This is a genomic window from Pseudoalteromonas sp. APC 3495, assembly GCF_030407645.1.
Lineage (GTDB): Bacteria > Pseudomonadota > Gammaproteobacteria > Enterobacterales > Alteromonadaceae > Pseudoalteromonas > Pseudoalteromonas tetraodonis.
Window position 1 is genome coordinate 47,406 of record NZ_JASDDA010000024.1, and the last position, 13,169, is coordinate 60,574.

General features: G+C 39.7%; 11 protein-coding genes. 5 read left to right on the forward strand and 6 right to left on the reverse strand.

What is annotated here, in order from left to right; genetic code table 11:
- The first annotated feature begins 44 nt into the window (after positions 1-44).
- Complete coding sequence (gene htpG / locus QL984_RS11120; RefSeq protein ID WP_036954359.1) at positions 45-1,958, forward strand: molecular chaperone HtpG; 1,914 nt, start codon at positions 45-47, stop codon at positions 1,956-1,958.
- Positions 1,959-2,320: 362 nt separating this feature from the next.
- Positions 2,321-2,965, forward strand: a complete 645-nt coding sequence (gene adk, locus QL984_RS11125; RefSeq protein WP_013465187.1) for an adenylate kinase — start codon at positions 2,321-2,323, stop codon at positions 2,963-2,965.
- Positions 2,966-3,040: 75 nt separating this feature from the next.
- On the opposite strand, the gene tpx is transcribed toward adk, so the two are convergent.
- The gene (tpx, locus tag QL984_RS11130; RefSeq protein WP_036954362.1) at positions 3,041-3,622 is read right to left on the reverse strand and encodes a thiol peroxidase; all 582 of its coding nucleotides are present in this window, start codon (positions 3,620-3,622) and stop codon (positions 3,041-3,043) included.
- A gap of 221 nt (positions 3,623-3,843) precedes the next feature.
- Between tpx and QL984_RS11135 the strand changes: the two genes are divergently transcribed.
- Both QL984_RS11135 and QL984_RS11140 read left to right on the forward strand, forming a co-directional pair.
- Positions 3,844-4,848 carry a response regulator gene (locus QL984_RS11135; RefSeq protein ID WP_013465185.1) on the forward strand — a complete coding sequence of 335 codons (1,005 nt, stop codon included), beginning with the start codon at positions 3,844-3,846 and terminating at the stop codon, positions 4,846-4,848.
- Between the two features lie 6 nt (positions 4,849-4,854).
- Complete coding sequence (locus QL984_RS11140; protein ID WP_013465184.1) at positions 4,855-5,826, forward strand: diguanylate cyclase; 972 nt, start codon at positions 4,855-4,857, stop codon at positions 5,824-5,826.
- 10 nt (positions 5,827-5,836) lie between these two features.
- Here QL984_RS11140 and QL984_RS11145 read toward each other — a convergent pair whose 3' ends face one another.
- From QL984_RS11145 to QL984_RS11165, 5 genes are all read right to left on the reverse strand, one after another.
- Positions 5,837-6,718, reverse strand: coding sequence for a universal stress protein (locus QL984_RS11145; protein ID WP_013465183.1), 882 nt, complete (start codon positions 6,716-6,718; stop codon positions 5,837-5,839).
- A gap of 5 nt (positions 6,719-6,723) precedes the next feature.
- Positions 6,724-8,238: a SpoVR family protein gene (locus tag QL984_RS11150; protein WP_036954365.1), complete on the reverse strand. Its 1,515-nt coding sequence runs from the start codon at positions 8,236-8,238 to the stop codon at positions 6,724-6,726.
- An 18-nt stretch (positions 8,239-8,256) separates the two neighbouring features.
- Positions 8,257-9,540, reverse strand: a complete 1,284-nt coding sequence (locus QL984_RS11155; RefSeq protein ID WP_036954367.1) for a YeaH/YhbH family protein — start codon at positions 9,538-9,540, stop codon at positions 8,257-8,259.
- A 31-nt stretch (positions 9,541-9,571) separates the two neighbouring features.
- Positions 9,572-11,494: a PrkA family serine protein kinase gene (locus QL984_RS11160; protein ID WP_036954370.1), complete on the reverse strand. Its 1,923-nt coding sequence runs from the start codon at positions 11,492-11,494 to the stop codon at positions 9,572-9,574.
- 209 nt (positions 11,495-11,703) lie between these two features.
- Entirely contained in the window at positions 11,704-12,285 is a 582-nt protein-coding gene (locus QL984_RS11165; protein WP_010388603.1) for a Fe-Mn family superoxide dismutase, read from the reverse strand.
- A 264-nt stretch (positions 12,286-12,549) separates the two neighbouring features.
- Between QL984_RS11165 and QL984_RS11170 the strand changes: the two genes are divergently transcribed.
- On the forward strand, positions 12,550-12,888 hold the full coding sequence (locus QL984_RS11170) for a Grx4 family monothiol glutaredoxin (RefSeq protein WP_024602947.1): 339 nt from the start codon (positions 12,550-12,552) through the stop codon (positions 12,886-12,888).
- The last annotated feature ends 281 nt before the right edge of the window (positions 12,889-13,169 follow it).

The window sequence follows — 13,169 nt, forward strand, 5'->3', positions numbered from 1 at the left end:
ATTAAGTGCATAACGCAGACACTTTGCAAATTGGAGATACATAAATGACTGCAGCACAAAAAGAAACATTAGGCTTTCAAACAGAAGTAAAACAATTACTAAACTTAATGATTCACTCGCTTTATTCTAATAAAGAAATATTTTTACGTGAGCTTGTATCAAACGCATCTGATGCAGCCGATAAATTACGCTTTTTAGCGTTATCAAACGGCGACTTATATCAAGGTGATGCTGATTTACGTGTACGTATTAGTGCTGATAAAGAAGCCAATACGGTAACCATTTCTGATAATGGTATTGGTATGACACGTGATGAAGTGATCAGCTCTTTAGGTACAATTGCAAAGTCGGGTACCGCAGAGTTTTTCAAAAACTTAACGGGCGACCAAAGCAAAGATTCACAACTTATTGGTCAATTTGGTGTGGGCTTTTACTCAGCGTTTATTGTTGCTGATGAAGTGACAGTGCGTACCCGTAAAGCAGGCGAGACAACGGCTGTAGAGTGGCAATCAAAAGGTGAAGGTGAATACACGCTGCAAGAAATTGAAAAAGAAGGCCGCGGTACAGACATTATTCTACACCTACGTGAAGAAGAAAAAGAGTACGCAGACGAATGGCGCCTTCGTAGTATCGTGACTAAATACTCTGATCATATTTCTACACCAGTACAAATGTACAAAGCAGAAGTACCAGAGTCTGAAGGCGAAGACGGTGAGAAAATTCCAGCAGTTCCTGGTGAGTGGGAAAGCATTAACCGTGCTACGGCATTATGGACGCGTGATAAGTCTGAAATCTCTGAAGATGAATACAAAGAATTTTACAAGCATGTAAGCCATGACTGGGAAGATCCACTTAGTTGGGGACATAACAAAGTTGAAGGTAAAACTGAATACACCAGTTTGTTATACATTCCGAAAAAAGCGCCGTTTGATTTATGGAACCGCGAGCGCCAAAGTGGCTTAAAATTATACGTGCAACGTGTATTCATTATGGATGATGCTGAGCAGTTTATGCCAAGCTACCTGCGTTTCGTTAAAGGTCTATTAGATTCAAATGATTTACCACTGAACGTATCGCGTGAAATACTTCAAGATAACAAAGTGACCCAAGCTATCCGTAAGGGGTGTACGTCGCGTATTATTAAAATGCTTGAGCGTATGGCGAAAAACAAAGCCGATGATTACCAAACGTTTTGGAATGAATTTGGTCAAGTAATGAAAGAAGGCCCAGCTGAAGATGCGGCTAACAAAGAGAGCATTGCTAAGCTATTACGTTTTGCTTCAACGCATACCGATTCAGACACTCAAGATGTCTCGCTTGAACAATACATTGAGCGTATGAAAGACAGCCAAGATAAAATTTACTATGTTGTTGCTGACTCATTTATTGCAGCTAAAAACTCACCGCATTTAGAGATCTTCCGCAAAAAAGGCATTGAAGTTTTACTACTAAGTGACCGTGTTGATGAGTGGATGATGAGCCACTTAACTGAATTTGCAGACAAGCAATTTCAATCAATTACTCGCGGTGATTTAGATTTAGGCGACTTAGACGACGAAGAAACTAAAAAAGCACAAGAAGAGTCTGAAAAAGAAGTTGCAGGCCTTATTGAGCGTATTAAGACCGCATTAGGTGATGATGTTAAAGAAGTACGCTTTACACATCGTTTAACCGATTCGCCAGCCTGTGTGGTGAGCGACGACAACGACATGAGCTCGCAAATGCAAAAGCTGATGGAGTCAGTAGGTCAAGCAGTGCCAGAAGCTAAACCTGTGTTTGAGCTAAACCCTGAGCATCAGATTGTTAAGCATTTAAATGATGAGCAAGACGAAGATAAATTTGCGCAGTGGTCACATGTATTGCTAGATCAAGCATTACTAGCTGAGCGCGGTACGCTTAAAGATCCAACTGGATTTGTCACTCGCTTAAATAAACTTATGCTTGATTTAAGCAAATAAGTATTAAAAATCAATGATTGAGTAAAAAGGGAACGTTTGTTCCCTTTTTTTATGCGCTGGAGCATAGAGTTTATTGATTTTTAAAGGTTAAATTTGCTGCATAGACGCTGCCCGAAAGGGTCTGTCTGCCTACATGGATGGTGGCAAATGGCGTGAGCAGGACGCAGAAGCTTTGCTCGATTTTTACTCAGCCTACTAAGTAGCAAACATTGCGCCGCGATTAAAGTGCCCCTAGTTTGCACAAATATTAATCCGCAAAGGCCAACAGACTCTAGACAATTAGTATAAGTTACTTGAGTATCTGCGGCGCTTGTGGAAGAATTCAGACTTTAAAATAAACTCTCATATTAGGGGACAATGATATGCGCATTATTCTTTTGGGCGCGCCGGGTGCAGGTAAAGGTACTCAAGCTCAGTTTTTAATGGATAGATACGGTATTCCACAAATTTCTACCGGTGATATGCTACGAGCTGCAATTAAAGAGGGCACACCACTTGGCCTTGAAGCAAAAAAAGTAATGGACGCAGGTCAGTTAATTTCTGATGACATCATCATTGGCCTTGTTAAAGAGCGCATTGCAAAACCTGATTGTGAGAAAGGCTTTTTACTTGATGGCTTCCCACGTACCATTCCACAAGCTGATGCAATGAAAGATAATGGCGTTGTCGTTGATCACGTTATTGAATTTGATGTTGCTGATGAAGTGATTGTTGAGCGTATGGGTGGCCGTCGTGTTCATCCTGGTTCTGGTCGTGTTTATCATGTTGTTTACAATCCACCAAAAGAGGAAGGTAAAGACAACGAAACAGGCGAAGAGCTTATTATCCGTGCGGATGACACAGAAGAGACAGTTCGTAAACGCTTAGGCATTTACCATGAGCAAACAATGCCATTGGTTGACTACTACCAAGCAGAAGCGCAAGCGGGTAATACGCAGTACCATAAATTAGACGGTACTCAAGCGGTTGAAGCAGTAAGCAAGCAACTAGCTGAGCTTTTGGGTTAATTTTTATCTAAAATTAAAAGCATAATTAAAAAAAAACCGCTTCATAGCGGTTTTTTATTATCTGAAATTCGACCTTTAAAGCGTTTTAAGCTTTTCAATAACGCTATCGTATTCAGGCTCGGTTGATAAGCTAGTAACTAATTGTTTATATATAACTTTATGGCTTTTATCGAGAATAAAAACAGCGCGAGTAAGTAACCCCATATCTTTAATTATTAACCCATACTTTTGGCCAAAATCACGCCATACAGAATCAGACAGTGTCGTAACTTTATCGATATTTTCTGCTTTGCAAAAACGTTTTTGTGCAAAAGGTAGGTCGGCACTAATCGTCAACATGGCCACGCCAGGAAACTGTTGCGCTACTTTTTCATTAAAATGCTTTGTTTGTAGGCTACAAATGCCAGTATCTAAGCTTGGTACTACGCTGATTAATACAGCTTGCCCTTGGTAATTTTCTAATGTAATGGCAGTAAAGCTGTCGTCGACCACTTTAAAATTTGGCGCATCAGCACCGACTTTGAGGCCTTGGCCTAGTAACGTAACAGGTTTACCTTGCGCTGTTACTTTTCCTGCATCTAAGGTGTTTTCAGGTAACTCTGATGCAAAACTAGTGCAACAAAATAGGCTCAATGCAAAGGCTAATGAACGACGCATGGATTTTTTCCTTTTAAGAATTAACGTAATAGTGGTGAGTGTATTATACTGTGATGGAGTTACCAAGCAGAATAATTGACGCGTTTATTTTTCCCTAAAATTGTAAATAAGCAATACTTTGATTACTATGTATATATAAGAAATAGGTATTAATTAATAATATCCGTGCCTTTATTTTTTGCGGTGTCAGCGTACAACAAGTTTTAAAATAGAGAGATAATATGTCAACATCGGTTTTAATTTGTGATGATTCAAAACTAGCTAGACGTCAATTAGCTCGCTCTTTACCCGATGATTGGGATATTAAAGTTGAATTTGCATGTGACGGTGTAGACTGCATAAAACAAATAACTAAAGCCCAGCCTGAAATTCTTTTCCTTGATTTAAATATGCCAGAAATGGACGGCTATGGCGTGCTTGCTGCAATGAAAGAGCAAGGACTCGACGTTCTCACTGTTGTGGTATCAGGCGATATTCAACCGAGTGCGCATCAACGTGTGCTTGAGCTTGGCGCCATAGATTTTATTCAAAAACCGTGTTCCCCCGAAAAGCTTGCTGCCATTATTGAACATCATGGTATTAGAGATAGAGCACTGCGTGAACGCATGTCTCACTCGTTAGGTGAACAAGTTGACCCTGATGTTCGTGATATATATCAAGAGCTGACTAATGTTGCCATGGGTCAAGCGGGAGATTTACTTGCAAGACTGCTTAATGTATTTGTTAAGTTACCCATTCCTAATGTTAATGTTTTAGAAGTCAGTGAGCTCAACATGGCGTTAAGCTCTGTTGATACCAATGATACTACATCGGGTATTTGCCAAGGCTTTATAGGTGGCGGGGTATCTGGCGAGGCATTATTACTTTTAAATGACTCTAGTTTTAAAGAAATAGCCTCACTGATGAATTACGAAGGTGAACTAAACGACAAGGTTGAGTTAGAGTTGCTAATGGATGTAAGTAACATTTTAATAGGCGCTATTTTAACCGGCTTGTCAAAACAGCTCGACATGACCTTTAGCCAAGGGCATCCAATAGTTTTGGGGCAGCATCGGGACGTTTCTGAACTTGTTCAGTCGAATAAGTCGCGCTGGCAACGGACTCTAGCCATAGAAATAAGTTACGGTATTGAAAATCATGATATTAGTTGTGATTTAATGTTGCTCTTTACTGAAGATTCACTAAAAACTTTGAAATACAAAGTTGCTTATCTACTAGAAGATTAAATATTTATGCCAGCTGATTTAGATTTGAATGAAATCCATTGGTTAATGGATATGTTTAATACGGTTGATGTCGGTCTTGTTGTACTCGATCGAGAATACAAAGTGCATGTATGGAATGGTTTTATGGAAAATCATTCTGGTTTGTTACCGAGCGCTGTAAAAGACAAAGACTTATTTGATTTATTTCCGGCCATTGATGAAAAATGGTTTAGAAGTAAATCTGAGTCAGTGTTTGTATTAAAGAATCGTTCATTTACTATTTGGGAGCAGCAGCCGTATATTTTTCGTTTTAAAAACTACCGACCAATTACCGGTAAAGCGGACTATATGTATCAAAATGCCACGTTTATTCCACTTACCAATGTGCGAGGCGAAGTCGAGCATATTTGTATTATTATTTACGATGTGACAGATATTGCGGTTAACAAAAAAGAACTAGAAGAGTTAAATAAAAAACTAGAACAAGTAAGCCAAACAGATAGTTTAACCCAGCTTGCCAATAGAGGGCATTGGGAGCACTTACTGCACCAAGAATTTTTACGAACGAAGCGAAACGAAGGTTGTTGCTCGTTATTAATTTTTGATATTGACCACTTTAAAAAGGTAAATGATGATTTTGGACACAGTGCTGGAGATGAAGCACTTCGTCATATAGCGAGTTTACTGAAAACTGCATTGCGTGAAACAGACATTGCTGGGCGATACGGCGGTGAAGAGTTTGTTGTTACTTTATTAGATACCGATAAACAAGGGGCGATTGTATTTGCTGAACGTTTACGCCAATTAATTGAAACCTCTCCGGCGAAATACAATGAGCACACGGTGCATATGGCCATTAGTGTGGGTATTGCGTGTTTTGATGATCAGTTTAAAGATCACGAACGATGGATTGAAGCTGCCGATAAAGCGCTTTATCATTCAAAAGAAACAGGTCGAAATAAAGTGTCGGTATACGCTGATATAAAAAATGATGCTTAGGCATCATTTTTTAATTGGGGGGTAAAATAAGCAAGTCAGTTTTAAGTAAGCGCATTATTTTTTCTGCAGTATTACCAATGAGTTTTGCTTTAATTCCTACATTCCCAACAGATCCTATAATCACTAAATCAGCATTGAGCTTGGCCGCTAAGCTTGGGATCACCTGCTCAGGTAAACCCGCTTTAATATAAAGTTTGTCGCGTAAGTTATTATCAATAATGAGTTGTTGCTGTGATTGAGGTAATTTCTCAAAGGCATTGACTAGTTGCTCTTCTGAAAATACTAAGCCTAAATCTCTTAATATTGGAGAAATATACACTGTGTAGCCGGCATAAAATTCACAGTCTGTTCGCTGTGCGTATGCTAGGCCATATTTAATAATTGACTGATTAAGCTTATGTTTTGCGGTTTTTTCGCTGGCTAAATCAAGTGCGGCGAGTATGTTGGTATGCTTGCGCCATTTGTTATCTGCCGCTAAATACAAAGCGATGGGCGTAAAGCGGATAAGTTGCCAATCAAGTTCACTAAATTGGCTGTCGCTGTCGATATGGCGTGTTTTTATCACCATTTCGTAATCATCAGTATTAATATCTTCGTTAAGCCACTGCTCGGGGGCTTCATGCCATGCGGTTTGAAAGGTATAACTGCAACCCTCCAGTTCTGCGCTAATCAGTGGCTCCAACTGTGCCCTTAATGATGAAAGGCATTTATCTTGGAGTGAAAGCAATTGTTCTGGCGACAGAGAAAATAAAATATTGCCGGTTTCTTCAAAGCTAAATGCAACAATATCAATATGTTTATTGCCTTGCAGCGCTTTTTGTTTAGCATGCTGCAATGACGTTTTTGCAAATTCAACCGAATCAATCAGTACAAGAAGCTTTTTTTTGTCCATTATTTTTACTCTGTTGTATGGCGTGAATCATCAATTGGACATTGACCAATGGTTGAAATCTCACCAGAATTTGACTCCTGTTCCAGTTTTACCTTAAAGCCCCATAGTCTGTAAAGGTGTTTTAATACCTCCCTATGGGAGTTAGCCAGTGGAACGGCGTTGTGAGGGATATATCGTAGGGTTAAAGAGCGGTCGCCGCGTAAGTCAACATCGTAAACTTGTATGTTAGGCTCATGATTACTAAGGTTATATTGTGTAGAAAGTGCTTCTCTAACCGCTTTGTAGCCATTATCGTCGTGAATAGCGCCTATTTCTAAATGTGGGTTACTAGCATGGTCGACTATGGTGAATAATTTAAAATCCCGAATCAGCTTAGGGGATAAAAATTGGCTAATAAAACTCTCATCTTTGAAATTTTGCATTGCAAAGTGCAGTGTCTCGAGCCAGTCACTGCCCGCATGCTCAGGAAACCAGCGTTTATCTTCTTCTGTTGGGTTTTCACAAATACGACGTATATCAACCATCATATTAAAGCCCAGTGCATAGGGGTTAATACCTGAGTAATAATCGCTATTGTATGGAGGTTGGTACACAACATTAGTATGGCTTTGTAAAAACTCCAACATAAATGAGTCGGTTAGTTTTCCCTCATCATATAAATGGTTCAAAATAGTATAGTGCCAAAAAGTGGCCCAACCTTCATTCATTACTTGGGTTTGTTTTTGCGGATAAAAGTATTGTGATATTTTTCGCACTATCCTGACGATTTCTCGCTGCCATGACTCGAGTAAAGGGGCATTTTTTTCAATAAAGTACAGAATATTTTCCTGTGGCTCTTGCGGGAAGTGGCGTTCGTGTTTTTTTGACTCTTGCTGTTGAGAAGGAATGGTACGCCATAATTCGTTAACTTGTGATTGCAAATACTCAGCCCGTTCTTGCTGGCGTTTTTGCTCTTCAAATAACGAAATTCGTTGTGGACGTTTGTACCTATCAACACCGTAACTCATTAATGCATGACATGAGTCGAGTATGCTTTCTACTTCGGAAATACCGTACTTTTCTTCACAGCGGCTAATATAGTTTTTAGCAAACAATAAATAATCAATAATTGAGCCTGCATCAGTCCATGTTTTAAATAAATAATTCCCTTTAAAAAATGAGTTATGCCCATAGCAAGCATGTGCCATAACCAGTGCCTGCATCGGAAGGGTGTTTTCTTCCATTAGGTAAGCAATACAGGGGTTCGAATTAATCACAATTTCATACGCAAGTCCCATTTGACCGCGTTTATAATTTTGCTCCGTTTGAATAAATTTTTTACCATACGACCAGTGAGTGTAGCCAATGGGCATGCCTACACTTGAGTAGGCATCCATCATTTGTTCTGCGGTGATCACTTCAATTTGGTTAGGATAGGTGTCTAGCTTATAGTGCTCAGCCACACGCGCTATTTCGTCTTGGTATTGTTGCAATAGTTCAAAGGTCCAATCGGGCCCATCACTTATTCGATTATCTTTCATAATGCTACCTCGCTTTGGCTATGCAGCCCCTTGCTGTTGACGACCTTTTTTAAATAGCTCCCTAAATATAGGGTAAATATCTTCAACACCTTGGATATGCTGGATGGCAAAATTACTGTTCGTTTGACTAATGTTTTGATACTCGCGCCATAAACTTTGATGAGCACGTGTGGTAATTTCTATATAGGCAAAATAGCGAACAGCTTTAAGTATTTTATTACGTAAAATGTGCCCACATTGGGGCGTGTCATCGGCCCAATTATCGCCATCAGAAGCTTGTGCTGCGTATATATTCCATTCATCAGAATTATAGCGCTCAGCTATTATTTCATTCATCAGTTTTAGTGCACTTGAAACAATGGTACCGCCTGTTTCTTGTGAATAAAAAAATTCTTGCTCATCAACTTCTTTAGCCTGGGTATGATGGCGAATATACACAACGTCGATGTCTTTGTAGCTGCGAGTTAAAAACTGATAAAGCAAAATGTAAAAGCGTTTTGCCATGTCTTTTGTTGCTTGGTCCATCGAACCTGACACATCCATAATACAAAACATCACCGCTTTACTGGTTGGGTGTGGTTGCTTGTCGTAGTTACGAAAACGTAAGTCGTAATTATCGATAAAGGGCACGGTTTTTATTTGCTGTTTGAGTGTGTCGATTTCTTTTTGTAATAAGGCCACAGCGGCTTTATCACAGTGTGGTTGTTCAAGCAGCAGTGCTAGTTGTCCCTCAAGCTCACTAAGGCGGCGTTTTTTACCTGCGGTCATTGCAATACGACGAGCTAGAGAACCTTGTAATGAGCGCACTACATCAATATTACTGGGCATACCATCGCTGCAAAACCCAGCGCGATGGGTTTTCATTTGTACGAGCTTATCAAGCTGATTTTCTTGCAAGTTAGGGAGTTCTAAATCCTCAAATAACAAATCAAGGTATTCATCTTTAGAGATAGAAAAAACAAATTCATCTTGGCCTTCGCCAGAGTCACTTGCTTCACCTTCGCCTGCGCCACCGCCTTTGCCTCCTTTAGGGCGTTCTATTTTGTCGCCAGTAGAGAACTGATCGTTCCCAGGGTGTATTTGCTCTCTATTACCGCCTCTACCTTGATGAAAAGTAGGTTCACTAATATCGCGCTGCGGAATAGAGATACTCTCTCCAGAGCTTGAATCAGTGACACTGCGTTTATTGATCGCATCAGACACCGCTTCTTTGATCTGCTTTTTATAACGCCTAATAAAACGCTGGCGGTTAACTGTGCTTTTGTTTTTGCCATTTAAACGCCTGTCGATAAAATGCGCCATAATGACCTCCTAAAAACTGCAATTATGAAGGTTATTGCGATTTTCTAACCCGTAAATACCACTCAGATAGCAAGCGCACTTGTTTTTGCGTGTAGCCTTTTTCAACCATACGATTAACAAAGTCCTCATGCTTTTGCTGATCTTCAGCTGATGTTTTTGCATTAAATGAAATAACAGGGAGTAAGTCTTCCGTGTTTGAGAACATTTTTTTCTCAATAACCGTGCGTAGTTTTTCATAACTTGTCCACAGCGGATTTTTGCCATTGTTATGAGCGCGAGCACGCAGTACAAAGTTAACAATTTCATTTCTAAAATCTTTAGGGTTTGAAATACCTGCAGGCTTTTCTATTTTTTCAAGCTCAGCGTTGAGTGCATCACGGTCAAATAATTGCCCTGTATCAGGGTCGCGGTATTCTTGATCTTGAATCCAAAAATCAGCATAAATAACGTAGCGGTCAAAAATATTTTGGCCATATTCTGAATATGACTCTAAGTACGCGGTTTGTAGCTCTTTACCTATAAACTCAACATATTGTGGAATTAAATAGCCTTTTAAAAAGCTTAAATAACGTTCTTCAACCTCGGCACTAAATTGTTCACGCTCAATTTGTTGCTCAAGCACATAAAACAAATGCACAGGGTTGGCGGCCACTTCGGTAGTGTCAAAGTTGAATACTCGCGATAAAATCTTAAACGCAAAACGGGTTGAAAGACCGGTCATGCCCTCATCAACACCAGCATAATCACGATACTCTTGATACGACTTCGCTTTTGGGTCGGTGTCTTTAAGGGTTTCACCATCGTAAACTCGCATCTTAGAGTAAATGCTTGAGTTTTCCGGCTCTTTTAAGCGCGAAAGAGTGGTAAATTGGGCTAAAATTTTAAGTGTACCTGGCGCACAGGGGGCGTTGTAAAGCTCACTGTGTTCAATAAGCTTATCGTAAATTTTAATTTCTTCGGTCACTCGTAAGCAATAAGGGACCTTAACAATATAAACACGGTCTAAAAAGGCTTCGTTGTTTTTATTGTTTTTAAAGGTTTGCCATTCTGATTCATTAGAGTGGGCGAGTATCATGCCGTTAAATGGCAGGGCGCTTATGCCTTCTGTGCCGTTATAGTTACCTTCTTGGGTCGCTGTTAAAAGCGGATGTAACACTTTTATGGGGGCTTTAAACATTTCCACAAATTCCATTAAGCCTTGGTTGGCTAAACATAATGCGCCTGAATAGGCATAAGCATCAGGATCATTTTGTGCAAAGTGTTCAAGTTGGCGAATATCTACCTTACCAACAAGAGCAGAAATATCTTGATTGTTTTCATCTCCGGGCTCTGTTTTAGCAATCGCAACTTGATTTAAAATTGATGGGAAGCGTTTAACCACTCTAAATTGACTAATATCACCATTAAATTCTTGTAAACGTTTTGCGGCCCATGGCGACATTACCGTTTTGAGGTAACGAGACTTAATTCCATATTCTTTTTCGAGTAGGCTGGCATCTTCAACGGGATCAAATAATGCCAGCGGATGGTCATTAACCGGGGAGCCCTTAATTGCATAAATAGGCACTTGTTGCATTAAATACTTTAGCTTTTCAGCAATCGATGACTTACCGCCACCCACCGGACCAAGCAAGTAAAGCACTTGTTTACACTCTTCTAATCCTTGCGCGGCGTGTTTTAGATAAGAAACAATTTGCTCAATGGCGTCTTCCATACCATAAAAATCGGCAAATGCAGGGTAACGTGCAACAACACGGTTCGAAAATAAGCGACTTAAACGAGTATCGGTAGCGGTATCTACCATTTTAGGCTCGCCAATGGCCATCAGTAATCTTTCAGGAGCACTGGCATAAGCAGACTTATCGGTTTTACAAATTTCTAGAAACTCAGCAACACTGTACTCTTCTTCTTGTGTTGATTCATAACGTGCTTGGTAGTGATCAAAAATAGTCATAATGACCTCCGAAACCTACTTGGAAAATGTACTCACTATTTAAAGTCTAGTCACGAATTTAAATTTTTGTGCAATAAAATTAAAAATTTATATGAAAAATGATCATGATGCACTTTTAGAAAACAACCTACGTATAACCCTAATCAAATAAAGTAGCGGACATAAAAAAAGACGCCTAAGCGTCTTTTTAAAGATTAGTTTAAAACTAATTATGCGAAGTTAGCGTTCGCGAATTCCCAGTTAACGAGTGACCAGAAACCTTTAAGGTAATCTGGACGCACGTTACGGTAATCAATGTAGTATGCGTGTTCCCATAAATCCACGGTTAGGATTGGTGTAACACCTGCATCTGTTAATGGTGTTGCAGCGTTAGATGTATTAACGATGTCTAGTGAACCATCAGCTAGTTTAACTAACCAAGTCCAGCTTGAACCAAAGTTATTTACTGCTTTGTCGTTTAACGCGTCTTTAAATGCGTCAAATGAGCCCCATTTAGCGTTAATTGCATCAGCAATTGCACCTGTTGGAGCGCCACCGCCATTTGGAGATAGGCTGTTCCAGTAGAAAGTGTGGTTCCAGATTTGAGCAGCGTTGTTAAATACACCGCCTTCTGAAGAACATACGATTTCTTCAAGTGATTTACCTTCAAACTCAGTGCCTGGGATTAAACCGTTAAGTTTAGTCACATAAGTATTGTGGTGTTTACCATGGTGAAACTCTAACGTTTCTTGCGAAATATGTGGCTCAAGTGCATCAATTGCATACGGTAGTGACGGTAGTTCAAATGCCATTTTTTATCTCCATCTTCTTTTGGTTGATAGTCTATTTAGTAATACGTAATGCCTGCGCAAACAGGGCACTTATCTATACCAAACAGGAATATAGTGTTACTATAATTGTTGAGTATTTTACTCAAGTTTTAGCAAACAGCAATGCTCTTGCTAAAGCTATTTAAGATTGAGGCTTTAATTGCCTATGTTAATCTATATATCTGAGGCCACAGTGAAACTTTTTCAAGGCCTAATGTGTTCGCTATCGTCATTTTGAGGTTGTAAATGGAAACCATCGATAAAATTAAACAGCAAATTGCTGAAAACCCAATCATCTTATACATGAAAGGATCACCAAAACTGCCTAATTGTGGTTTTTCTTCACAAGCATCACAAGCATTAATGTCGTGCGGTGAACCGTTTGCATATGTGGATATTTTACTTAATCCAGACATTCGTGCAGAGCTTCCTGCTTACGCTAACTGGCCTACCTTCCCGCAACTTTGGGTTGAAGGCGAGTTAATTGGTGGCTGTGACATTATCATTGAAATGTTTCAACGTGGTGAATTACAACCACTGATTGCTGAAACAGCTGCAAAGCATAAACCTGCAGACGCTGAATAAGCGTTTAGGTAAAAAAAGCTGCAATTTGCAGCTTTTTTTATGTCTAGCGTAAGCTTAAATAGCACTGAACCTGCCGATTTCACAATGGTATAGGCTGATTTTCCTATGATGGGGATTTAATTCTCAGCCGATCCAATAACCTGTCGATATAATACCCACCTCAAACAATTTGCTGCCATTAAAAGCTGTAAAAGTAACGAACAGTATTAGGGTCTGTTGACCTTTCAAGGTTAAATTTGCAGCAGTCTGTTTGGTATTTAGGCAAGGCAGAGCCTATGTGG